General features: G+C 75.9%; 16 protein-coding genes and 1 pseudogene. 5 read left to right on the forward strand and 12 right to left on the reverse strand.

Going from position 1 to position 22,237, the window contains the following annotated elements:
- The 6 genes and pseudogenes from ACEPPI_RS33160 to ACEPPI_RS33185 all read right to left on the reverse strand — a co-directional run.
- Positions 1 to 596: pseudogene (locus tag ACEPPI_RS33160) on the reverse strand (hypothetical protein); the annotation flags it as partial.
- Entirely contained in the window at positions 593 to 4,234 is a 3,642-nt protein-coding gene (locus ACEPPI_RS33165) for a DUF5682 family protein (RefSeq protein WP_373918976.1), read from the reverse strand. The pseudogene ACEPPI_RS33160 and the gene ACEPPI_RS33165, both read right to left, overlap by 4 nt.
- Positions 4,231 to 5,385 carry an AAA family ATPase gene (locus ACEPPI_RS33170; RefSeq protein WP_373918977.1) on the reverse strand — a complete coding sequence of 385 codons (1,155 nt, stop codon included), beginning with the start codon at positions 5,383 to 5,385 and terminating at the stop codon, positions 4,231 to 4,233. The genes ACEPPI_RS33165 and ACEPPI_RS33170 overlap by 4 nt, the downstream gene beginning before the upstream one ends.
- Positions 5,386 to 5,505: 120 nt before the next feature.
- Entirely contained in the window at positions 5,506 to 10,479 is a 4,974-nt protein-coding gene (locus tag ACEPPI_RS33175; protein ID WP_373918978.1) for a DNA-binding protein, read from the reverse strand.
- On the reverse strand, positions 10,476 to 11,333 hold the full coding sequence (locus ACEPPI_RS33180) for a DUF4132 domain-containing protein (RefSeq protein WP_373918979.1): 858 nt from the start codon (positions 11,331 to 11,333) through the stop codon (positions 10,476 to 10,478). Before ACEPPI_RS33180 ends, ACEPPI_RS33175 begins: the two co-directional genes overlap by 4 nt.
- A 207-nt stretch (positions 11,334 to 11,540) precedes the next feature.
- The gene (locus ACEPPI_RS33185; protein WP_373918980.1) at positions 11,541 to 13,097 is read right to left on the reverse strand and encodes an MFS transporter; all 1,557 of its coding nucleotides are present in this window, start codon (positions 13,095 to 13,097) and stop codon (positions 11,541 to 11,543) included.
- Between the two features lie 139 nt (positions 13,098 to 13,236).
- On the opposite strand from ACEPPI_RS33185, the gene ACEPPI_RS33190 reads away from it, so the two are divergent.
- Positions 13,237 to 13,677 carry a MarR family winged helix-turn-helix transcriptional regulator gene (locus tag ACEPPI_RS33190; protein ID WP_373918981.1) on the forward strand — a complete coding sequence of 147 codons (441 nt, stop codon included), beginning with the start codon at positions 13,237 to 13,239 and terminating at the stop codon, positions 13,675 to 13,677.
- Positions 13,678 to 13,690: 13 nt separating this feature from the next.
- Here the strand turns inward: ACEPPI_RS33190 and ACEPPI_RS33195 are convergent, their stop codons facing one another.
- Complete coding sequence (locus tag ACEPPI_RS33195) at positions 13,691 to 14,164, reverse strand: MarR family winged helix-turn-helix transcriptional regulator (RefSeq protein ID WP_373918982.1); 474 nt, start codon at positions 14,162 to 14,164, stop codon at positions 13,691 to 13,693.
- A 120-nt stretch (positions 14,165 to 14,284) separates the two neighbouring features.
- Between ACEPPI_RS33195 and ACEPPI_RS33200 the strand changes: the two genes are divergently transcribed.
- Positions 14,285 to 14,695: an organic hydroperoxide resistance protein gene (locus ACEPPI_RS33200; RefSeq protein WP_356212455.1), complete on the forward strand. Its 411-nt coding sequence runs from the start codon at positions 14,285 to 14,287 to the stop codon at positions 14,693 to 14,695.
- Positions 14,696 to 14,757: 62 nt separating this feature from the next.
- Here ACEPPI_RS33200 and ACEPPI_RS33205 read toward each other — a convergent pair whose 3' ends face one another.
- Positions 14,758 to 15,153, reverse strand: coding sequence for a hypothetical protein (locus ACEPPI_RS33205; RefSeq protein WP_373918983.1), 396 nt, complete (start codon positions 15,151 to 15,153; stop codon positions 14,758 to 14,760).
- 176 nt (positions 15,154 to 15,329) lie between these two features.
- On the opposite strand from ACEPPI_RS33205, the gene ACEPPI_RS33210 reads away from it, so the two are divergent.
- Genes ACEPPI_RS33210 through ACEPPI_RS33220 form a run of 3 tightly spaced genes read left to right on the forward strand, consistent with a single transcriptional unit; the run spans position 15,330 to position 18,060 of the window.
- Positions 15,330 to 16,598, forward strand: coding sequence for a sensor histidine kinase (locus ACEPPI_RS33210; protein WP_373918984.1), 1,269 nt, complete (start codon positions 15,330 to 15,332; stop codon positions 16,596 to 16,598).
- A complete protein-coding gene (locus ACEPPI_RS33215) occupies positions 16,586 to 17,242 on the forward strand; it encodes a response regulator transcription factor (RefSeq protein ID WP_371680259.1) in 657 nt (218 codons plus the stop codon). The genes ACEPPI_RS33210 and ACEPPI_RS33215 overlap by 13 nt, the downstream gene beginning before the upstream one ends.
- A complete protein-coding gene (locus tag ACEPPI_RS33220) occupies positions 17,239 to 18,060 on the forward strand; it encodes a hypothetical protein (RefSeq protein ID WP_373918985.1) in 822 nt (273 codons plus the stop codon). Before ACEPPI_RS33215 ends, ACEPPI_RS33220 begins: the two co-directional genes overlap by 4 nt.
- A gap of 20 nt (positions 18,061 to 18,080) precedes the next feature.
- Here ACEPPI_RS33220 and ACEPPI_RS33225 read toward each other — a convergent pair whose 3' ends face one another.
- From ACEPPI_RS33225 to ACEPPI_RS33240, 4 genes are all read right to left on the reverse strand, one after another.
- Positions 18,081 to 18,788, reverse strand: a complete 708-nt coding sequence (locus tag ACEPPI_RS33225; protein WP_373918986.1) for a DUF6882 domain-containing protein — start codon at positions 18,786 to 18,788, stop codon at positions 18,081 to 18,083.
- Between the two features lie 28 nt (positions 18,789 to 18,816).
- Entirely contained in the window at positions 18,817 to 19,329 is a 513-nt protein-coding gene (locus ACEPPI_RS33230; RefSeq protein WP_373918987.1) for a DinB family protein, read from the reverse strand.
- An 89-nt stretch (positions 19,330 to 19,418) separates the two neighbouring features.
- Positions 19,419 to 20,054 (reverse strand): hypothetical protein, encoded by a 636-nt coding sequence (locus ACEPPI_RS33235; RefSeq protein ID WP_373918988.1) that lies wholly within the window; start codon positions 20,052 to 20,054, stop codon positions 19,419 to 19,421.
- Between the two features lie 158 nt (positions 20,055 to 20,212).
- On the reverse strand, positions 20,213 to 22,237 hold a 2,025-nt coding region (locus tag ACEPPI_RS33240), incomplete at its 5' end, for an RICIN domain-containing protein (protein ID WP_373918989.1).

Genomic DNA, 22,237 nt, shown 5'->3' on the forward strand with positions numbered 1-22,237 from the left:
CCGGCCGCCGCCGCCCGGCCCGCTCCGCCCGCCGCCGTGCGGTTCGCGGCGCCGCCGGCAGCCCCTCCGGGCCGGGCCTCCGGCTCCCCGCCCACCCCTGGACGGGGCTCGGAGCCCGCCCCGGGGAGGACCCCCGTGGTAGTGCCGGGTCCGGCCCCGGCGCCCGTCTCCGGGGAGGTTCCCGCGGCCGGATCGAGCCCGGGTTCCGTACCCGCCCCGGAGGGCCGGGATCCGGGCTCCGCGACCGTCCCCCGGAGGGACTCCGGCTCCGGCTCCCCGTCGCCGTAAGGCTCCCGCTCCGGATCCGCGAGGGGCGCCGCGCACAGGGCGGCCGCGCGGTGGAGGCAGCGGGGGGCCAGCAGGCAGGCGCAGACGGCCTGGGCCGGATCCGTGACCGTCCCCGACGGGCCCGGGCTCAGCGTGACCACCGCGTCCTCGCCGAAGCGCACCGTGACCGTGCCGTCCGATCCGGCCTCGGCCCCCGCCCCGCACGCCTCGATGGCGGCGTCGAGCCGTTTGCGCAGCCGGGCGCTGAGGCCTTCCACCGCCTCCGCCAGCACCTCGGGGGCGACGGGGGGCAACACGGTGCTGCTCATCGGGGTTCTCCACGGAGTCGGTCGCCCACCCAGCGGGCGAGGGCGAGGGGGCTGAGGGCGGCCACCGGCATGCCGGCCGCCACGAGTTGCCGCGCCACCGGCACCGAGTACCGGGGCGCGCCCGCGTCGTCGAGCGCGGCGCAGCCCAGCAGATGGGCGCCCGAGGCGGCCAGGGCGCGCACCTCGCCGAGCAGGCCCCCGAGCGGGGCGCCCTCCTCGAAGTCGCTGACCACCACGACCAGCGTGCGGCTCGGTACCGTGATCAGCGTGCGCGCGTGCGCGAGCCCCGCCGCGATGTGCGTACCGCCGCCGACCCGGACACCCAGCAGCAGCGACAGCGGATCGTCCACGCGGTCGGTGAGGTCGGCGACCTCGGTCGAGAACGCGAGGAAGTGCGTCGAGAGGGTCGGGACCCCGCCCAGCACCGCCGCCGTCAGCGCCGACCAGATCACCGAGGCCTCCATCGACCCGGACACGTCGACCACCAGGATCAGCCGCCAGTCCGCCTCGCGCGAGACGCGCGTGCTGAACACCGGCCGCTCCGGGACCACCACCACCCGGCCGTCGTCGAGCCGCCGGGTGTGCGCGAGATTGGCCCGCAGGGTGCGCGCCAGGTCGAGCGGGCCGCCCGGGCGGCGGGTCGGGCGCGGGGTGGCCAGCCCCGACAGCGCCGGCCGCAGCCGGGTGGCGAGTTCCCTGGCCAGCTCGTCGACCAGCCGCCGTACCAGGGGCCGCAGCCGGGCGAGTTGCTGCTCCGGCATGCCGCCCGCGAGCGAGAGCACGGAGGTCAGCAGCTCCACGGAAGGGCGTACGGATCCCGGGTCGAGCGTCGCGAGCACGTCGGCGCGGCCCGCGTCGGCCGCGTCGGCGAGCACCTCCTCCCGTACGTCGGGGCCGAACAGTGCCTCCAGCTCCGCCGCCCACTCCCGGGCGGTGGGGAAGGACGGGTCGTCCCCGCCGCCGGTGGCGTCGCGGCCCACGTCGCCGGAGCCCTCACCGCGCCCGGCCCCGTACAGCTCGTCCAGGGCCCGCGCGTAGCGGCCCGCTCCGGCCGGGAGCCGGTCGCGCTGCCTGCCGAGCAGCAGCCGCCACCGGTCGGCGGGTGCCAGACGGCGGCCGTCCGCCGCCTCCGGGCGCGCGGGCGCGGCCCCGTCCGCTCCGCAGTCCGGGACCTCGCAGTCCGGGACGTCGGCGTCCGCCGGACGCGCCGGTACCGGAAGGTCCTTGAGCGCCGCGAGCCCGGCGGCGTCCGCGGCGGCCCACAGCGCGAGCAACGCGGGCGGCGCGTCCAGGGACAGGTCGACCCGGTCGCCGAGCCGCTCGGTGACGGTCGCCAGCAGCCGCTCCCGCGCCGCCGGCGCGAGCACGTCGAACCCGGCGCGCAGCGCGGGCAGCCGCTCCAGGAACGCCTCGTCGGAAAGGGCGTCCACCCGGTCCAGCAGCGGGGTCAGGGCCGCCGGAGACGCGTCCAGCAGCGGTCCGGCGGCGCTGAGCAGGCCGGTGAGCCGCCGGGCCAGGGCGCGCCGGCCGTCGGGGCCCGCCGCGCCGTCGACCCAGGCGGCGGCGCGCTCGCCGAGCCCGGTGGCCGGGTCCAGGTCCAGCAGCACCCGTACGGCCAGGGCCGCGCCCCGCATCAACGGGCTCGCGCCGGAGGCCAGTTCCGCCAGGGCGGCGTCCATGCGCAACCCCAGGCGGCGTACGGCCGCCCGGTCGGCGAGGGCCACCAGGGTGCCCGCGTCGGCGGGGTCGTCGCTCCCGGCGAGGCCGGGCAGGGCCCGTACGGCCGCGTCGAGGAGCTCACCGGCCAGAGAGCCGGACCGCTCCCGGGCCCCGGCCGAGGCGCCGGGCAGGTGGCCGCGGCGCAGCCCCTCCAACAGGTCGACGGCGTCCAGGAGTTCCGCCGGCGCGGCGCTCTCCGGCAGGACCGCCGCCAGCTCGTCCAGTCGTACGTCGACCAGCGCGGGCAGGTCACAGCGTGCGGCGGCGGCCAGCCCGGTCAGCACCTGCGCAGTCGTCGGGCCGCCCTCGGCGGCCTCGCGGCGCGCCAGCTCGCGCAGCGTCCCCGAGGCCGCCTGGGCGGCGGTGACGCCGCGGACCCCCGCCAGGTCCAGCCGGGCCGGGACGGACGGCGTCCAGGACAGCCGCCACTTGCTCCCCAGGGCCGTGCCGTCGCCGGTGGCGGCCACGCCGACGGGCTCGCCGTAGGAGGCCCCGCAGACCAGCAGCCGCTGCAGCAGCACCTCGCGGCGCCCGTCGAGCTCGGAACGCAGCGGGTCGAGGCGGACCTCCCGGGCGGCCGGGTCCTCGGGCGACGGCAGCCGCAGCGCGGCCAGCTCCGCCTCCACCGAGGGCCCGAGCCCGGAACGCGGGGCGTGCGGGGTGGTGCGGCCGCGGCCCGTGCCCACCAGTACGGTCTCCAGGGCGCGGGCCAGCGCCCGGCCCCGGCCGAGGGGTTCGCCGTGCCCGAGCACCGTCTGGACGGCCTCCAGGATCTCCCCCCGGCCGGGCGCGGGCAGCCCGCGCAGCACCGACAGGTCGCAGGCGAGCCGCAGGGTCTCGGCGGCCTCGCCGGTGCCGGCGGTGTGCCCGGCGCGGCGCAGCTCCCGGCACACGCGCGTGACGGCGACCGAAGCGGCCTCCCGCAGGCGTTCGGGGTCGCCGCCCGCTTCGAGCACGGCCTGCTGCCAGAGCGGATCCCGGATGCCGGCGGGGTATCCGGAGCGGGAGTCGAGCAGGTCGTGGGAGTACGCCACGAACGAGGTGACGACCTCCTCGGAGCCACCCTTCGGTCCCGCCTCCGCGACGGCGTCCGCCGCGTCCGCCCCGGCCTCGGCGGCGGTGTCCGCCGCGGAGCGGCACGCCGTCAGGGCCGGGGCGTGGAAGGCGCCGATCACGGCGGCCACCCGGCGACCGCCGGTGGCCGCGGCGGCGATCACGCGCCGCATGTGGGCCTCGCGGGCCAGGTCGACCGGGGGCACGGCGCGCGCGTCGGTCCGCAGGGCCCAGCCGACGCCGAGCGCGGCGCGGCGCACGGCCTCCGGGGTGCACCCGGGGGCCAGCACCTCGACGGCCCGGTCCCACAGGTCGTCCCCCTCGCGCCCGCTCCCGGCCGCTACGAGCCGGTCGGCGAACCGGGTCGGCGCCGCCCCGGCGGGCCCGCCGGCCGCGCCCTCCCGGGCCGCCCCGGCCTCGGGGACGGCCGTGTCCACGGTCCCGCCGGCGCTCCCGTCGGCGGGGGCGGGACCCGCCGGAGCGGGGTCGGCCGGAGCGGGGTCGGCCGACCAGCCCCGGTCGGCGAGCGGGAGGTCGCAGCAGACGACCTCCACGCCCCGGCTCCGCGCCCAGCGGAGCGCCGCCAGTTCGGGGGAGAAGTCCGCGAACGGGTAGAAGGCCAGGCGGCCCTCCCGCCCCAGCCCGGCCAGGGCCACCGGCGCGACCGTCTCCGGGTCGGCCAGGTGGGCCAGCCACGGCTGGAACTCGGCCGGCAGCTCCACGCAGACGACCTCCGCCCCCGCCTCCTCCAGCAGGGCCGGGACCACCGCCGCGAGCGCGGGACTGTGGTGGCGTACGCCCAGCAGGTAGGGCTCGCGCGACGCGGCGAGCGCCGCCAGCGCCTCCCGCGGATCGGTGACCGTCAACGCAGGCTCCCGCGCAGGTCCCAGAGCCGGCGCCACATCGCCGAGCCGTCCTCGGCCCGGCGGCGGACCGGGCCGTCCCAGTAGCCCAGCAGCCGTCCGTGGTCGGCCGGGTCGTCCTTGCGCACGACACCCAGCAGGTGTCCCGGAAGCAGGTCCAGCACGTCGCCGCCGGGCAGGTACGCGGCCGCGACCCCCAGCGAGGCCGCCACCTGCACGGCCTCGGCCGTGGACATGACCGTGCCGGGCCGCTCCACGTCCCAGCCCTCGGCGCTGCGCCCGGAGCGCAGGTCCCGGAAGACGGTGACGAGCGCGTCGAGTACGGAGTCGTCCACCCCGAAGGCCGCCCCGGCGCGCTGCACGGCGGCGACCGCCTGGCGGCGGACCAGGGTCGCCTCGGCGTCCGGGTCCGCGATCGGCGCGACCGTCTCGAAGTTGAAGCGGCGCTTGAGCGCGGCGGACATCTCCGAGACGCCCCGGTCCCTCAGGTTGGCGGTGGCGATGACCGTGAACCCGGGGGCCGCGCTGACCGACGAGTCCTCGGTGGCGGTCAGTTCCGGCACGCTGACCCGCCGGTCGGACAGGATCGACACCAGGGCGTCCTGCACCTCGGGCAGGCAGCGGGTGATCTCCTCGACCCGCACCACCCGCCCGGTCCGCATCGCGGAGAGCACGGGGGAGTCGACCAGGGCCTGCGGGGTCGGGCCCTGGGCGAGGAGCAGCGCGTAGTTCCACCCGTAGCGGAAGGCGTCCTCGGTGGTGCCCGCGGTGCCCTGCACGGTCAGGGCGCTGGTGCCGCAGACGGCGGCGGCCAGCAGCTCGGACAGCATCGACTTGGCGGTGCCCGGCTCGCCGGTGAGCAGCAGTCCGCGCTCTCCGGCCAGGGTCACCACGCACCGTTCCACCAGGGCGCGTTCGCCGACGAACTTCGGCGCGATCACCAGCTTGGCCGGCAGCCCGGCGCGCCGCCGGGGCAGGGCCAGCTCGGCCCCCTCGCTGCCGCACACGAAGGTCACGGCCGCGCGCGGCGTCAGCGCCCAGCCGGGCGGGCGGGGGCCGGTGTCCTGGGCGGCGAGGAAGGCGAGTTCGGCGGCGTACCGCTCTTCGGCGGGCATGACCTGCCGGGCGGGAGCGGGCTGTTCGGTGACGGTCATCGGTTCCTCGGGTCCTCTGGGCTGGTGTGAAAAGGGGGAGGGGGTGAAGAAGGGTGAGGCACGGTGTGGGGAGGGGGTGCGGGGGCGCGTCAGGCCGCCCCCGCACCCCCTCCGGCGGGATCAGCGGCGGCGGCCCGCCGTGCGCTTCACCTTCAGCTGCTCGAAGCGCGGGACGTCGCCCTCCCGGACCCGACCCCACGCCCGCCGGTAGAGGTCGGCGGCCGGCTCGGTGGGCACGAGCACGCCCAGCACCGGGCTGCCGCCCGGGGCCGCCGGGTACATCGACAGCTTCCACTGCTCCACCGGCAGCACCGGCGAACCGGGCTCGGCCCAGCCTCCGGGCAGGAACAGGGTGCGTCCGGCACGGGTACGGGCGGCCTGCACCACCAGTTCGCCGGCGGCCAGTTCGGCCCGCGCGGCCTTGATCCGGGCCGGCTTCCAGCCCGTCCACCGCGCCGTGTTGCGGTCGGTCGGGTCGGGCATGGCGAGCAGCATCAGGTACAGGGCGGCGGCGTCGGCGCCCAGCCCGTACGCGGCCTGCGCCTCCTCCACCAGCTCGGGCACGCTGCGGCACGGGTCCTGGGTCCACCAGGTGCCGTCCTTGGCGACCGCACCCGCCACCGGCGCGCCCGGATCGGCGAGCAGGGCCGCGAACGCCGGGTCATGGGCGAGCCGCAGCGCCGTCTCGGCAGCGGAGGGCCGCTGGTCGACGCCGCGCAGCAGCGGCAGGTACGGGTCCGAACCGGTGGAGTCCAGCAACGCCGTGCGCAGCGCGGGCCGCGGCCGGTCGTCGTGGGTGGCCAGGACCACCGCCCCGTAGCGTTCGTACCCCTCGCCGGTCTCGGTCGGGGCGCCGGCCGCGGTCCGGAAGTCGGTCAGGGAGGTGTAGTGCCCGGCGGTCAACAGCAGCCCGGGGGCCGCGAGCCGCTGCCGGACCGCCGTGAGCGCGGGCGGCAGGCAGGCCCGGACGGGGTGACCCGCGGGCAGCCGGTGCGCCAGCCAGGCCGTCAGGGCCATCGCCCCGCTCAGCGCGGACGAGTCGAAGCACCGGCTGCCGGGCACGACGGGTTCCACGTGGTCCCCCTTGACCGCCCACTCGACATCGGTGGACAGCACCGGGGACGACGCCGGCCCGAGGAGCTCGGGCAGCGCCCGGTGCGCCGGCCAGGGGGTGCGCACGTCCCGCGAGGCCTCCGCGAGCACCCACTCGGGAACCGGCGTACGACGGCCCACGCGCTGGTTCCACACCCGCGCGGCGGCGGCCGCGTCCGGGCCGTCGGTCCACAGCCGGGCCGGGTCGGCGGGCAGCAGCGCCGCGACGAGCTCGCGCCGCACGTCGAAGCCGAGTTCCTTCAGGTCGTCACGGGCGTGCGCGGCGTCGGTTGCCTTGACCCCGAGGACGGCGCGAAACTCGGCGGAGAGGAACGCGCGCTCGTACGAGTCCAGCCGCGGCAGGCCCGCCAGCACCAGCGCCGCCAGCGCGGCGGACACCCCGGTCAGCCGGACGAACTCCTCGGCGGCGGACGCGAACCACGGGGCCGGACCCCGGCGGTCGGCCTCGTCGAGGAACGCGGCCAGCCAGCCGGCCGCCCGGTCCGGGTCGCCGACGGTCGAGCCCGCCCCGACCTGGGCGTAGGGCGCCGGTACGGCGAAGGCGCCGGACGGGTCGTGCAGCAGCCCGTCGAACTCCTGCCCGTCGGGCAGCACCTCGCTGTGGTCGGTCACGGCGAGCAGCGCGCCGCCGCCGAGCGGCAGTACGGAGCGGTGGCGCGGGTTGCGCGCCCGCCCGCCGGCGCCCACCAGGTGCGCCGAGTCCAGCCGGACCCGTACCCGGCGCCACCGTGCGGCGCAGCCCTCGGCGGAGTCCACGCCCAGCGCGCCGACCTCGCCGAGCACCCGGCGCAGCGCCGCCCGCTGCTCGTCGGTGCCACCGGCGACCGCCATCCGGTAGGCGACGGCCGCGGGCTGCTCCAAGAACGGCCCGGTCCACGGGAACGCCGAGTGCGCCAGCTTCGGCACGTCGAGGTGGAGGCGGCCGGGCACCCCCTCGGCGGCGGTGTCACCGGCCGCCTTGGCCAGCGTCCGCAGGAAGCGGAACGTGGCGTCGCTCTCCCCGCCGTGGCGGTAGTACCCGTTGCCCACCAGGCCGTCCAGCGCGCCGTCCAGGAGGTGGTCGGCCGGCCCCCGGTCCGCCGCAGCGGTGCGCGGGGCCACCGGGCCCCGGGCCAGGTCCTCCGAGACCTTGGCCAGGGCCCGCTGCTGGACCAGTGCGGCGCGGACGGCCGCGGTCGCGCCGGCGAGCAGCGCGGGCGCGGCGACGCCCGGCAGGGCGGCCCCCACCAGAGCGGGCACGTCCGCACCCTTCTCGGCCTCGGCGACGGTCTTGAGCAGGGCCCCGGCGGTGGCCGTGTCCACCGCGCGCAGCGCCGCCGAACCCTCGGGGTCCCGGGCGCGCAGGCAGTACCAGTAGGGCAGCGGTGGCAGTTCCGCGCCGCGCGAGGAGTAGGCCGGGTTCTGATGGTCGCCGCTGATCCGGGAGACGGCCGCGCCCTCGGGATCGGTGAGGGTCAGCGTCCGCCAGTCGCTGGACACGGCGCGCGGCCGGTCGTCGCCGGGCAGGGACACGGCGTGGAGCGGGATCCGGGACCCTTCGCCCAGGGTCACCGACCGTCCGGCGTTGTCGGAGCCGTGCCAGCCCTGCCCGGGGACGTGGACCGCACGCCAGCCGAGCAGCCCTTCCACGGGCGCGCCGAGCACGGAGCCCTCGACGGTGGGGGTGGGGCGCAGCCAGTTCTGGCCGGTGCCGTCGGCCAGGCTGCTGCCGCCCGGGTGGTCGCGCAGGGCGTCGGCGAGGAAGCCGGGCAGGGAACGCCGCCCGTGCAGCCCGGTCGTGGGGTCGTACTCGGCCCAGTCGGACTCGCCCATCGCGGCGCCCCGCTCCCAGACCCAGTAGGAGGTGCCGTCGCTGATCACCGGCCGCTCGGCGGGCAGTTTGCTGTCGCCGCGGTGCAGGACGCCGCCGCCCGTGGCGCGGCCGCCGCCCGGCAGGGGCAGGGTGACGTGCTCGGAGCGCACCGACCAGTAGTTCGCGGAGGAGTCCAGGGTCAGGACGTCGCCCGGGGAGCTGAGCCAGTAGCCCTGCACGGGGCCGTTGTACGGGACCCAGAACACCAGCAGGTCGCCGTCCGCGTAGTGGAAGCCCTGCCGGGACTGGCCGCCGGCGGCGGCGGGGATCCGCAGGTCGTGGGTCAGCACCGTGGAGTCGGCGTCGATGACGCGCACCTGCGTGGAGTTCGCGACGATGACGTACGGCCAGGCGTCCATGACGGTCAGGTTCCGCCGGTTGCCGCCGGGCGACAGCGCGGTGACGGCCTCTTCCCAGGCGGGCCAGAGGAGTTCCTCGAACAGGCCGCCGCGCAGGGTGCGGGCGAGGATCTCGCCCAGGTCGGCGGCGGCGGCCCGGGAGACCTCCTGCGGGGCGAGCGCGAGGGCCTCCGCGGGGAGCCAGGTCAGCCGCCGGATGGCCTCGGGCAGGTCCGGCAGTGCGGCTGCCGTGGAGGCCGCGGCGACCTGGCCGACCCAGTCGGCGAGCAGCGCGCGGCTGCCGGGGCATTCGGCCAGGCGCCGGACGGTTCCGCGACCGCCGGACCCGTTTCCGTTGTAGCGGTCCAGGGTGCGCAGGAAGGCGGGCCGCAGCCGTTCGTCGGCGCACAGCGCGCTCAGGTCGCGCGGGTCGGGGGACTGGGCCCACTGGTCCAGGCCCATGACGCCCTGCCAGGCGTTGCCGGGATCGGCGACCGGCAGGCCCAGGGAGAGCAGGAGGTCGAGGAGGTTCACGTCCTGGAGGGCCAGGCGCAGGCCGTTCTCGCGTTCCGGCAGGGCGAGTTCGGTGCGCAGCCTTTCGGCGCAGCGCGTGACGAGCGAGAGGAGGGCGGGCAGCGCCGGCGGGGTACCCCAGCCCGCGTGGCGGGCGGTGTGGAAGCGCTCCAGCCAGCCGGCCGTGCCGTCGGGGCAACGCTCAGCCTCGGGCAGGGTGCCGTCGGCGAGTCCGGCGGTGGCGCCCGATTCCTCCAGCACCTCCAGCCACAGCGCGGCCAGTTCGCCGGCCTCGCCGCCGCCGCTGCCGGGCATCATCGAGAGCAGGGTTCCGCGGACCGGGGGCACGCGCCGGGCCAGTGCGACCAGCGCGGTGCGGTGGGACTTCCACCAGCCGGCCGCGGCCCGCAGGGTGGCGGGGAGCGGCAGCAGTTCGGCGAGGTACTCCTGCTCGGGTTCGCCGCTGCTCAGCCCGGCGGCGCGGGCGAGGCGGCGCAGCTCGGTGGTGGCCTGCGCCGAGGGCGGGAGCCCGCCCGCGGTGCGGCGTACGCACAGGCGGCGGAAGCGGTCGTGGGCCTCGGCGGGGGAGACCCGCGCCGAGAGCTCCTTGCCGTATCCGGTGAGGACCTTCACCGGCAGGGCGCCGGCCAGGGCGAATTCGAGGAAGACGGCGTCGAGGCGGTCCTCGTCGACGGTCAGGCCGTAGCCGGCCTCGCTGGTCCGGGCCCGGCCGAACAGCTGGGCGGCGTACGTGGTGTTCTCGACGGCGAGGAAGACGCGCGCGGCCTGCTCGTAGAAGACGGGCAGGAAGTGCGGGACGGCGAGGGCGAGCCGGTCGGCGAGCTCGTGGCAGGCGTCCAGGGCCGCCTTGGGCTTGGTCTTGGCCTGCCGTGCGAGCCGGTCCAGCTCGGGGACCACGGCGAGCGCGTGGTGGCCGTCCTCGGGGTGGTGCACCAGTACCCACTCGGGGAAGCCGAGCGCCTGGCGCCGGCCGAGACCGACGACGGGCGGCTCGCCCTGCGGTACGAGGCCGAGGAAGCCGGCGGCGAGGTCCTCGGCGGCGCCCAGCTCGGCGGCGGCGAGCCGGACGACGACCCGGTCGTCCCCGAGCGCGGGGTGACGGTAGGCGCGGGCGGTCAGCGGGACGGCGGCGGGCCCGGCACCGGTGGTGCCGACGGGCAGGACGGCTCCGGCGGCCAGCAGCGCGGCGCTCGCGCCCTCGCCGTCCTCGGCGCCCGCGGTGGTGTCAGTGGTGCTCACGGTGTCGGTGGTGCTCATGCGTCCCCGCCCTCCTCGATCTTGCGCCCGGCGTACAGCGCCGCGGCCATCCGCATCCCCTCGGACCAGGCCACCGGTCCGACCTCGCCGAGCCGTACGGCCCGGCCCTCCCCGTCGTGCCAGTTCAGCGGCCCGGTCTCCGATTCGTCCTCCCAGTAGGGCTCGCCGATCCACACGGCCGCCTCCACCGCCCGGCCCGAGTCGCGCACCTTGCAGGTCGCATAGCCGCCGGCGACCCGGTAGCCGAGGCCGGTGGCGCGGGCGGCGAGGCTGAAGCGGGAGGGGAAGGTGCCGCCCGCGTAGTCCCGTACCTCGGTGGCGGCGGGGGAGAGGTCCGCGGGCTTGGTCCAGGTCGCCCGGTGGATCTGCTCGACCCGCTGGGTGATGTCCAGTTCCGCCGCGAACTCCCTTACGTCGTCCAGGTCGGGCAGCAGCACCGGGTGCGGCAGGGTCACCGTGAGCGGGCGCAGCCGTACGGTCTCGCCGTCGAGGTTGACCACCTTGAGCTCGCCCTCGGCGGTGGCGTCGCGCAGGAAGCCCACCTCGTCCGGGTCGGTGTCGGGGACGACGGCCAGGTCGCGCAGCGCGGCCTGCCAGGCCTCGTCGGGCCAGACCCGGGCGAGGAGGGCGGTCGGCACCGGCAGGGAGGACACCATCCAGGTGTCCACCTGGGCGGCGCAGGCGGCCTCGTGCCGGTCGAGCCACTCGGCGAGCCGGCGCAGCCGGTCCACCTCGGGATGGTCGCGCAACGCCTTCGGGACCGTCTTCAACTGCCGCCCCGCGGGCCGCCGCACCGCGACCCGCCCCTCCACGAGGGCGATCTCGTACCCCTCGTCCAACGCCAGCCAAGCCATCAGCCCGTGCCCCTCCGCCTGTCCGAAAATGGTCTTGCGCAGCCCGGCGCAAGGCGCCAACGCCTGCTGAGCTGCGGTATGTCGGGAGACTAGCGAGCCCCACTGACAACACCGTCCGCAGGGCGGCCCGAAGCCGGCCGACCGCGGACACGACACAGCCCCCCGGTCCGTGGGACCGGGGGGCTGTGGGCGGGAGGTGGCGGGGGATCAGACGGCGTCGGCGGTGTCCGAGACCTTCGCCGAAACTTTCTCCGCGTCCTTCTCCGCGTCCTTCTCCGGGGCCTTCGCGCCGGCGGGCGCGGCGGCCGGGGAGGCCGTCTCGGCCACCCGGGGCCCGTGGCCGGAGCGCAGGCCGAGCCAGCTGATCACGGCGACCAGCGCGAAGGCGCCGGCCCCGATCCAGAAGGTGAGGGTGAATCCGGATTCGGCCGGCAGCGCCGGAACGCCCGCCGGGAGGTGCTCGATCGTCTTGGACGCCAGGATCGTGGTGACGATGGCGCTGCCGATCGCGCTGCCCGTGGAGCGGGAGATCGAGTTGATGCCGTTGGCGATGCCGCTCTGGTGGTGCGGGACGCTCGACATGATCACGGCGGGCATGGCGGCGTAGCCGAAGCTCACGGCCGCGCCGACGACCAGACCGGCGCCGATGACCGAGAAGGTGTGGCCGTGGTCGAGGGCCAGCCAGCCGAACCCGACGGCGCCGAGGGCGGCGGCGAGGCCGAGCGCGACGCGCGGACCGCGGTGGCGGACCAGCTGGCCGCCGACGGGGGAGGCGAGCAGCGAGACGATCGCGCCGGGCAGCAGGAACTCGACGGAGGCGCGCAGGATGGACGCGTCGAAGCCGTAGCCGGTGAGCTTCTCGGGCATCTGGACGAGGTAGGAGACGCCCAGGAAGTTCGCGAACATGCCGAAGCCGACGAGGATGCCGGCCAGGTTGGCCATGAGCACCGGACGGTGGACGAACATCTTCATGTCGACGAGGGGTTCGCTCACCTTGCGCTCCACCAGGACCCAGACGGCGGTCATCACGGCGGCGCCGGCGAAGCTGCCCAGCGTACGGGCGGAGGACCAGCCCCACTCGTGGCCCTGCGAGATCGGGAGCAGGAGGAGCAGCAGGGCGATGCCCAGGGTCAGCGCGCCCAGGAAGTCGGTGCGCCCGCCGGTCTTGTGGCGGGTGGCCGGGACCAGGAAGACGACGGCCAGCAGGGCCAGCGTGGCGAAGCCGGTCGCCATCCAGAAGGCGTTGCGGTAGTCGGCGTCGGCACCGGAGGTCAGCAGGCCGGTCGCGACGAGCGCCAGGCCGCTTCCGAACGCCAGGGTTCCGCTGACGAGGGCCATCGCGCCGGGCAGCTTCTGCGGGCGGACCTCCTCGCGCAGGACGGACAGGGCCAGCGGGAAGATCGCGGTGGCGGCGCCCTGGAGCACCCGGCCCAGGATCAGCAGCGGCAGCGAGGTCGCCAGCGCGGCCACCACGGAGCCCGCGACCATGACGCCGAGGACGGCCACCAGGGTGGGCTTCTTGCCGTGCTGGTCGCCGAAGCGGCCGAGCAGCGGGGTGAAGACGGCGGCGGACAGCAGGGTGGCGGTGGTCACCCAGCTGACGTTGGCGGTGGAGGTGCCGAGGTCGTTGCGGATCAGGCCCAGGATCGGAACGGGCAGGGTCTGCATCATCGACACGACCATGGCGGCGAGGCTCAGGGCGAAGACGATGACCGTCTCGTTCCTGTTCCTCGCTTCGGCGGGGGCGGATGCGGCGGAGCTCATGACTGGCAAGACCTTCTTACTGCTTCAGGACGCAGATGTTTGATGTCATCAAGTACTTGGACGAAGGTAGCCAGCAATAGTTAAGGTGGTCAAGTAAAAGGTTGATAATGTCAATGATCCTGGCGTACGCTCCGTGGGTATGAGCGCCACCGCCCCCCATGCCCCCAGCAAGCTGGAACTCCTCGAGCTGCTCGCCGCCATCGGCACCGCGCAGTGGCGGGACTTCGCCGCGGCGGCCGGCCGGTACGGACTGACCTCCACGCAGGCGAAGGTCCTCGCCCAGCTGGAGGGTCCGGTCCCGATGCGCGGCCTGGCGAACCTCCTGGCCTGCGACGCCTCGAACGTCACCGGGATCGTGGACCGGCTGGAGGCGCGCGGCCTGGTCCGGCGCGAGCCCTCCGCCGCCGACCGGCGGGTCAAGAACGTCGTCGCGACCGACGAGGGGCGCGAGACCATCCGCCGGGTGCGCGAGGAGATGCAGGCCACGCACGGCGCGCTGGACACCCTGGACGCGGCCGAGGGTGCGACGCTCTACGCCCTGCTGGAGCGCCTGCGCCCCACCATGGAACGCAGCGCCTGACCGTCCGCCGCCCTCAGTCCTGGGGGGCGGCCGCGTCGAGTGCGGCCGTGAGGCGGGCCAGGCGTACGTGGAGATCGCGGATCTCGGCCAGCTCGAAGCCGGTGGCCGCCGCGATCCGGCGCGGGACCTCCACCGCGCGCTCGCGCAGGGCGGTGCCCTCGTCGGTGAGCACCGCGTGCACCGACCGTTCGTCCTGCACGCTGCGCTCGCGCCGGATCAGGCCGGCCGCCTCCAGCCGCTTGAGGAGGGGGGAGAGCGTGCCGGAGTCGAGCCGCAGGCGCCGGCCCAGTTCCTTGACCGGGGTCGTGCCGTTCTCCCACAGCACCAGCATCACGAGGTACTGGGGGTAGGTCAGGCCCAGGTCCTTCAGGACCACCCGGTACAGACCCCCGAAGGCCCGGTTCGCGGCGCCCAGGGCGAAGCAGATCTGCCCGTCGAGGCGGAGGAAGTCCTGGTCGCGGAGGGCGGCTGCGGGCTGCTCGGTCATGCGCGCCAGTGTACCGGAGCACACTCGTGAGCGATTGAGTTGTGCACAACTGAATTGTGTGCTCTATTTGTGGTCAGGGGCGGCCACGAACCGCCCCACCCCCTCCGAAAGGACCTCCCGATGGACGCGCTGTACACCGCCGTCGCCACCGCCAACGGCCGCGAGGGCCGCGCCGTCAGCTCCGACGGCCAGATCGACCTCGCGCTCGCCATGCCCCCGGCACTCGGCGGCAACGGCCAGGGCACCAACCCCGAGCAGCTCTTCTCCGCCGGCTACGCGGCCTGCTTCGCCAGCGCCCTCGGCCTCGTCGGCCGCCAGATGAAGGTCGACACCGGCGACATCTCCGTGACCGCGGAGACCTCCATCGGCCAGGACGCCGGCGGCTTCGGCCTCGCCGTGACCCTGCGCGTCGAGCTCCCCGAGTCCCTCGCGGGCGAGACCGGCGCCCTGCTGGTCAAGCAGGCCCACGAGGTGTGCCCCTACTCCAAGGCCACCCGCGGCAACATCCCGGTCGAGCTCGTCGTCGAGTAGCACCGGCACCGGGCCTCCCGGGCCCGGACCCCGTGGCCCGTCGCCCGGGCGGGCGGCCCGTCTCAGGACGCGCGCCGGGCGGCCACCACCGCACACAGCCCCGCCATCGGCAGCTCCGCAGTGAGCGCCAGCACGAGCGCCATGCCCTGACCGCTCGTGCCCGCCGAGGTGGTGACGTCGAACCAGGCGTCCATCAGGAGCAGCGCGGCGGTGGCCGCCGCCACCGGCGACACCCTCGGGTCCCCCTTGCGCAACAGCGCCCCCGTCCCGGCCAGCCCGAGGGCCAGCATCGAGTCGAGGCCGATCCACGCGGCCGACCAGTTGGACACCTCGGCCGTCGCCGGCATCGTCGCGGCCAGCACCACCATCCACGGCAGCAGCGCCACCCCCGCGCAGGTGAGCACCGTCGACAGGCGGGGGGCGCGCCGGGTCCGGAACTGCGGGGCGGCGAGGGCCATGGCTGCGGGTCTCCTTCCGGCCCGCCGGACCGTCCGCCGGGCACACCACCACTCTCGTTCCGCGCGCCGCGAAGATCAGTAGCTCCACCGTCCGAACCGGGGGTGGTGCCAGGTACACCCCCCACCGGGCACCAGGGTGGTGGTGGGCCGGTGATCACTGCGCATACCGTACGGACATGACAAACCGCGGCGCCCTGCGGCGTACGTACACCTGGATCGCCGCGCACACCCCCTGGTCGGCGTGGGCCTGGCGCAACACCGCCTTCGGCGCGGCGGCGATCGCGCCCACGCTGCCCCTCGTCCTCGGGAGCCTGCTGCTCATCGCGGTCCCCGGCCACACCCCGTACCCGCTGCTGCTCGCCGTCGTGGGCTCCCCGCTCCTGACCGGGGTCCAGCGCAGCCGCTTCCGTACCCTGCTCGGCCTGGACATACCGCCCGTCGTCCGGGAACACCCCTGGACGACCGCCCGCGGCATCGCCGAACGGCTGCGCTCCGAATCGATCTGGCGGCAGTACGGCTACCACCTCGTGGCCGCCCCGCTCGTCGCCACCGGCGCCGCCCTCCTCGTCCTCGCCTGGGCGCTCGGCGCCGCCGCCGCGAGCGTGTACGCCTGGGCCTGGATGATGCCCCGGGAGGAACCGTTCGGGCCGCCCACCGGCTGGCAGTCCCAGTGCGACACGATCACCGTGCTCGGCGCACTGCTGCTGCTCGCCGCCCCCTGGGCGGCCGCGGCCCTGACCCGGCTGGACGCCGTCGCGGCGGCCGCCCTCCTCGGCCCCAACCGGGCCCGCGAACTGGAGCGGCGCGTCGAGGACCTCGCCGAGAGCCGGGCCGGGGTCCTGGACGCCGCCGACCTCGAACGCCGCCGCATCGAGCGCGACCTGCACGACGGCGCCCAACAGCGGCTGGTCTCCCTCGCCATGAACCTCGGCATCGCCCGCGCCACCCTCCGCGACCTGCCGCCCGAGGCCAAGGCCGTCATCGACGAGGCCCACCGCGAGGCCAAGGAGGCCATCGAGGAACTCAGCAACCTCGTACGCGGCCTGCACCCGGCCGTCCTCGAAGACCGCGGCCTGGACGCCGCGCTCTCCGGCATCGCCGCCCGCGCGCCGCTGCCCGTCGAACTCACCGTGGACATCGCCGTCCGGCCGGGCCCCACCATCGAGGCCGTCGCCTACTTCGTGGTGTCCGAGACCCTCGCCAACGTGGCCAAGCACGCCCGGGCCCGGCGCTGTTCGGTCTCGATCGGCCGCGTCACCGGCGACCGCGGGGACCTGCTGCGCATCGTCGTCACCGACGACGGCGTCGGCGGCGCGGACCCGGCGGGCGGATCCGGCCTGGTCGGCCTGCGCAAACGCGTAGGGTCGGTCGACGGAACGATATTGATCAACAGCCCCCTCGGGGGCCCGACCGTCGTCACTGTGGAGCTGCCGTGCGGGCTGTGATCGCCGAGGACTCCGTCCTCCTGCGCATAGGTCTTGTCAAAGTCCTCGAAATGGCCGGGTTCGAGGTGTGCGCCGAGACCGGCGACGCCGAAGGGCTGCTCGCCGCGGTCGAGGAACACCGCCCCGAACTCGCCCTCGTGGACGTGCGCATGCCGCCCGGCTTCACCGACGAGGGCGTCAGGGCCGCCCTGGTGATCCGCAGCCAGAGCCCCGGCACGGCCGTGCTGCTGCTGTCCCAGTACGTGGAGGAGCGCTACGCCGCCGACCTGCTGTCCTCCCAGAACGGCGCGGGCATCGGCTACCTCCTCAAGCAACGCGTCGCCGACGTCGAGGAGTTCATCGACGCCCTGCGCCGGGTCGCGGGAGGCGGCACCGCCCTCGACCCGCAGGTCGTCGCCCAGCTGCTGCTGCGCCGCGGCGGCGGGCCCGACCCGCTGGAACGCCTGACCCCGCGCGAGCGCGAGGTGCTCGCGCTGATGGCCGAGGGCCGCTCCAACGCGGCGATCGCCGACGGGCTCGTCGTCAGCGAGAGCGCCGTGGCGAAGCACATCAACAACATCTTCGCCAAGCTCGACCTGCCCCCGGCCGCCGAGGCCCACCGTCGGGTCCTCGCCGTGCTGCGCTTCCTGGACGGCACCCCGTGACCCGCCCCGCGCCCGTCGCCGCCGGGAGCGGGCACCGTCGTGCCTGGTACTGCGCCGCCGTCCTCGGCGCCGTCCTCGTCCTCCTCCCGGCCGGCTGGCAGGCGTGGGCGAAGAGCAGCGGCCACACCGGCGTCCTGGTGGGCGACAGCGCCGGACGGACGGTGACCGCCGTCGAGATCGTCGCCGGTGCGGCGAACGTGGACGTCACCCCGCGCGGCGACCAGGAGATCGGCTACCGGGCCGACGTCCGCTGGTCCTTCGGGCCACCGGTGATCGAGGAGAGCTGGCTCGGCGACACCCTGAGGCTGACCCCGCGCTGCCCCGGCGACACCGTCGTGGTGGCCGACGAACTCGGCTGCTCCGTACGGCTGGCCGTGACGGTGCCCACCGGGGTCCCGGTCAAGGTGTCCGGAATCTCCGGACGGATCAGCGTCAGCGGTCTGGAGGGCACCGTCGACGCGAAGGTGCAGTCCGGCTCGCTGAACCTTTCCGGCCTGCGCGGGTTCCTGCGGGCCGACGTCGACTCCGGCACCCTCCACGCCGTCGGCCTCGCCTCCCGGCAGGCCGACGTCCGCGCGGGCTCCGGCCGGGCGGACGTCCGCTTCGTGACCCCGCCGGACCGCGTCACCGGCCGCGCCGGCGCCGGCCGGCTCGACCTCACCCTCCCCACGGCCACCCGCTACCGCGTCACCAGCCACGTGGGCTGGGGCCGCTGCGAGGTGGACGACAGCCTCCGCGACCCGACGGCCCCGCGCACCCTGGACCTCTCCGCCGACTCCGGCACCGCCACGGCGGGCCACCGGCCCCCGACCGACTGAACGGGCGGCCGGGGCGCACGTCAGTGGTGGCCGGCGAGGGTCACGCGGATGTTCGCGATGCGGCCCAGCTCGTCGAAGGTGACCTCGGCCCCCAGGTTCCCGGGCAGGGTGGCCGTGATGCGGCCGGGCTCCTGGTGTTGCGGCAGGCCGAAGTGCTCGAAGTAGCCCGCCGCCATGGCGTACGGGGAGTGCCCGATCAGGCCCATCGCCGAGGTGAGCGCCCCCGGGAGCGCCGTGGCGTCGAAGGCGGGGCGCGGCACCCGCGGGTCGTCGGCGAGCAGGTACAACTGCGTGTCCGGACCGGCCTGCACACTGAGGTATCCCGGTGCGCCGGTGACCCCCATCGCGGCGAAGGCGAGGGTCTCCGCGGCCCGGCGCGGGTCGGCGAAGCCCGACAGGTCCAGCGTCTCCTGCGCGAACTCGGCCATGCCGTACGCCCGCCCGTACTCCCCGGCGCGCCCGGCGAGCGCGACCACGGGCGTCCCCTGCAGCCCCGGGTTGGCCCAGCCCCACATCCAGGAACCCTGGGAGAGGTCGTAGGTCCCCAGTACGGACACGCGCAGGTCGAGGCCGCCCTGGCGGTAGAGGCAGGCGTCGAGGTCGGCGGTCCAGTCGCCCGCGGGCACGAAGGCCGTCAGGGCCTGGAGCTGCGCCGCGCCCCAGGCGGCGTGGCGTTCGGCTTCGAACAGGAAGGCGTCGCCGAAACGGGAGTTCACAGGTGTCGTCACGGGCCACCACCCTATGCCCGTCGGCGCGCTACTCCAGCCGCTCCAGGGCGCCCCGGACGAAGGCGGCCTGGCCCGCGTGCTGGAGGTCGTCCGCCAGCACGCTGACCAGGCGCACGCCCAGGGTGACCGGCGGGTCCCAGCGGTCGTCGACCACCCGGTCGAGGTCGGCCGCCGCGAGGCCGTGCACGAACCGCAGGGTGTGCTCGTGCACGGCGTCGAAGTAGCCCAGCAGCAGCGCGAACTCGTCCACGTGGACCGCCGCCGCCTGCCGCGCGGTGTGCCCGTACCCGGTGGCCCCGACGGGCAGCCGCAGGCCGAAGCGGTCGGCCCAGCCCCGCTCCCGCCACACCTGGGCCAGCCCGGCGGCGTCGGCCACGTGGTCGTCCTGCACCCGCGTCAGGTGCCAGACGAGCCAGGCGATCGAGTTCGCCGCCGGGTCGGTCCGGGCGTTGAGTTCCTCGGCAGAGAGTCCGTCGACCACCTCGTGGACCACTTCCCGGACGCGTTCGAAGCCGTCCACGAGTACCTCGGTGCCCTTCATCGCCCTCTCCCGCCACATCCGCCGGACCGCCGGTCACTGCCGGGACCACCATGCCGGTCCGCGGCGCGACGGTGCGGGGCGACACTCCGTCAGGGCCGCCGCAGCCGCCTGCGGCGCAGCAGGATGCCGGCGGCGGCGCCGACCAGGGCGATCCCGGCCACCCCGGCGGTGGTCCACCAGCCGGCGGTGCCGGAGTCGGAGGCGGGGGAGGTGGCCGGGGAGGCGCTCGGGGTGGCGGACGCCGGGGGAGCCTGCGGGGTCGTGGTCACCGGGGCGCCGGAGGGGGAGGCGGCGGGGGAGGCGCCGGAGGAGGCGGTGGGCGGGGCCGGGTCCACCACCGGGACGGCCACCTCCCGCTGTGCGTGCCCCAGGGAGGGGAAGCCCGCGTCGACGGTCACCGTCCACGTGCCGGGCGGCAGCGCCTCGGCCGTCGTCCACGTCGCGGCCCCGCCGGTGCCGCGGACCAGCCGCCACGGTCCCGCCGTACGGGCCCCGTCGGCACTGACCGCGTTCACGGTGGCCGCGACGGCCTCCTCGACGGCGTCGCCGTCGTTCTCCCAGGTGACGTCGGCGGTGACCCGCCCGGCCTGCTGACCGGTGATCACCACCTTGAGGGTGTCCCCGTGGGCGTGCGCGGCGCCGGCCAGGGCGACGGCCTGCACGGGCAGCAGCAGGGCCAGTCCGAGGGCGGCGGGGAACGGGAGGGGGCGCGGGCGCGTGGTCATGGTGCTCCAGGCGGGAGGTGGGGAGGCAACGGGATGAGGGGATGTCTGTCTGTGGGGGGCGAGGGGCGTGGGGGGCCTGGGGGAAGCGTGTGGGGGGATGCGTGGGGGCGCGGAGCCGGAGGGCGGCCGGGGGAGCGGCCGCCCTCCGGAGCGGTGGGTCAGCCCGCCTTGCGGGCCGTCCAGGCCTGCGCGGGACGGCCGTCCGCGCGCTGGAGTTCGAGCAGCCAGTTCCCGTAGTAGGGACGGTTGCTCACCGCGAGGGCGAAGCCGCCGCTCGGGTCGGAGACGGTCGTCGAGCCGTCCCGGGTGGTCAGTCGCCACTGCTGCGACGCGGCGTTCCCGCAGGGCTGCTGCGAGACCCACATCCCGGCGGCCGGGGCGCCGCCCGGCTGCAGGCACTTGCCGGAGACGGCGGACCGGATGCGCACGAGCCCGTTGCCGGCGTCGTCGAAGTACCACTGCTGCTGTGCGTAGCCGTTGGTCCGGCCCGCCACCAGGACGGTCCCGTCGGCGGTGCGGCCGTCCCAGACCTCGGCGGCCATGCCGCTGCTGCCGTTGCCGAGCACGTAGCGGCTGCCCGGGGTGGTGGCGCCGCCGCCGGTGGAGGTCGTGCGGAAGGAGGTGGCCTTGCCGGGGCCGCTGTCACGGCCGGCCGTGTCGCGGACCGAGACGGCGGCGGTGTAGTCGGTGCCGGCGCGCAGGCCGTAGACGCGCAGGGAGGTGGACTGCACCCAGGTCAGGTGCTTGCCGTTCAGCAGCACCTGGTACCAGGCGGCGCCCTCCGTACGGGGCCAGCTCAGCACCACCGAGTCGGCCTGGATCTGGCCGGCCGTCACGACCGTTCCGCCCGTGGGCTTCTTGGTGGGCGAGGGGGTGGGCTTGGCCGTGGGGCTGGGGCTGGGGTTCGGGTTCGGATTGGGCCCGGTGCCGCCGCCGTCGGTGCGCATCAGGAACTGGTTGTCGGCGATGTTCCAGTGGGTCGCCAGGTAGCTGCCCGGCTTCGGGCTGGTGTGGAAGTAGTCGTCGTGGTTGCAGTCCAGGATGTTCTCGGACGCCTGGTTCGTGCAGACGTTGCGCATCTGCGGGTAGTACGGGGTGTCCGAGTAGCACATGACGTCGAACTCGTCGGTGCAGTGGGCGCCACGGCTGGTGTTGGGGGCGCTGTTGTTGACCGCGCCGAGGTTGTGACCGAGTTCGTGCGCGGCGGTGTGCCCGCCCCAGCAGCCCGAGTCGGTGCGCCCGTAGGAGGGGCCGAAGTTGCTCAGGTTGTTCTGGCCGGGCCGCTCGTCGCCGTTGAAGGTGCCGATGCCGCAGTAGATCTGGGTGTCCGAGAAGATCATGTACTTGCGGTCGCGGCGGTCCAGGCCCTTGCCGGCGAGCGCGGCGTTGGTGGCGCTGAACTCGGCGAGGGCCGAGTCCGGGAGCTCGATGCTGATCACGGACGGGGTGCAGTCGGCGGCCGTCACGTAGCGGATGTGCCGGACACCGCCGGTCTCCTTGGCGCTGGCCGAGTAGATGAGGTCGGCGTCGGCCGCCCACTTGCGGAAGGAGGCCAGGTACTCGGCGTAGCGGTCGCGGCCGGGGCCGTGGGCGTAGACGACCTGGACCCGGTTGCCCGAGGTCCCGTCGCCGTCGCACTGGACGGTCTGGCCGGCCGGTCCGGCCGCGATGCCCTGGCTGCCGGAGGCCGGCGGGGCGGGGGCCGCCTTGGAGGCGGCCGTACGGGCGTCGGCCGCGGGCGCGTCCTGAGGACGCCCGCCGCCCTCAGTGGCGGCCGGGTCGGCGGAGGCGGGCGCCGCGGGGTCGGCCGCCGGGGCCTTGGTGCGGACCACGGGCTGGACGTCCTGCTTGATGTCCACGCCCCCGGGGGGAGCGTCGGGTCCGTGGGTGCAGAGTCCGGCGTCGGTGCGGTAGACGCCGACGCAGCGGTCGCCCTTGGGGGCGGCCTCCAGGCCGTCGTAGACCATGCCGCGGGCGTTCTCGTTCGCCGGAGCGCTGGAGAGGGCGGCCGGTTCCGCGTCCCGGGCCGGCGCGGCGGCCGGTTCGGCGGGCGCGCCGGCCCCCGAGGCCTGGGCGGGGGTGGCCGCCGCGGCGTCCCCGCCGAGGCCGGCGTCGGTGATGGCGCCGGCGCTGGCGGCCGGGGTGGCCCTGGGGGCGGGCGCGAGGATCAACATGCGCGGGCG

This window comes from Streptomyces sp. AB3(2024), from assembly GCF_041862025.1.
Lineage (GTDB): Bacteria > Actinomycetota > Actinomycetes > Streptomycetales > Streptomycetaceae > Streptomyces.

Excerpts from the sequence above, each read along its gene's own strand:
- ACEPPI_RS33170 (WP_373918977.1), bottom strand. The coding sequence starts at position 5,385 with ATGACCGTCACCGAACAGCCCGCTCCCGCCCGGCAGGTCATGCCCGCC.
- ACEPPI_RS33175 (WP_373918978.1), bottom strand. The coding sequence starts at position 10,479 with ATGAGCACCACCGACACCGTGAGCACCACTGACACCACCGCGGGCGCC.
- ACEPPI_RS33180 (WP_373918979.1), bottom strand. The coding sequence starts at position 11,333 with ATGGCTTGGCTGGCGTTGGACGAGGGGTACGAGATCGCCCTCGTGGAG.
- ACEPPI_RS33185 (WP_373918980.1), bottom strand. The coding sequence starts at position 13,097 with ATGAGCTCCGCCGCATCCGCCCCCGCCGAAGCGAGGAACAGGAACGAG.
- ACEPPI_RS33190 (WP_373918981.1), top strand. The coding sequence starts at position 13,237 with ATGAGCGCCACCGCCCCCCATGCCCCCAGCAAGCTGGAACTCCTCGAG.
- ACEPPI_RS33195 (WP_373918982.1), bottom strand. The coding sequence starts at position 14,164 with ATGACCGAGCAGCCCGCAGCCGCCCTCCGCGACCAGGACTTCCTCCGC.
- ACEPPI_RS33200 (WP_356212455.1), top strand. The coding sequence starts at position 14,285 with ATGGACGCGCTGTACACCGCCGTCGCCACCGCCAACGGCCGCGAGGGC.
- ACEPPI_RS33205 (WP_373918983.1), bottom strand. The coding sequence starts at position 15,153 with ATGGCCCTCGCCGCCCCGCAGTTCCGGACCCGGCGCGCCCCCCGCCTG.
- ACEPPI_RS33210 (WP_373918984.1), top strand. The coding sequence starts at position 15,330 with ATGACAAACCGCGGCGCCCTGCGGCGTACGTACACCTGGATCGCCGCG.
- ACEPPI_RS33230 (WP_373918987.1), bottom strand. The coding sequence starts at position 19,329 with ATGAAGGGCACCGAGGTACTCGTGGACGGCTTCGAACGCGTCCGGGAA.
- ACEPPI_RS33235 (WP_373918988.1), bottom strand. The coding sequence starts at position 20,054 with ATGACCACGCGCCCGCGCCCCCTCCCGTTCCCCGCCGCCCTCGGACTG.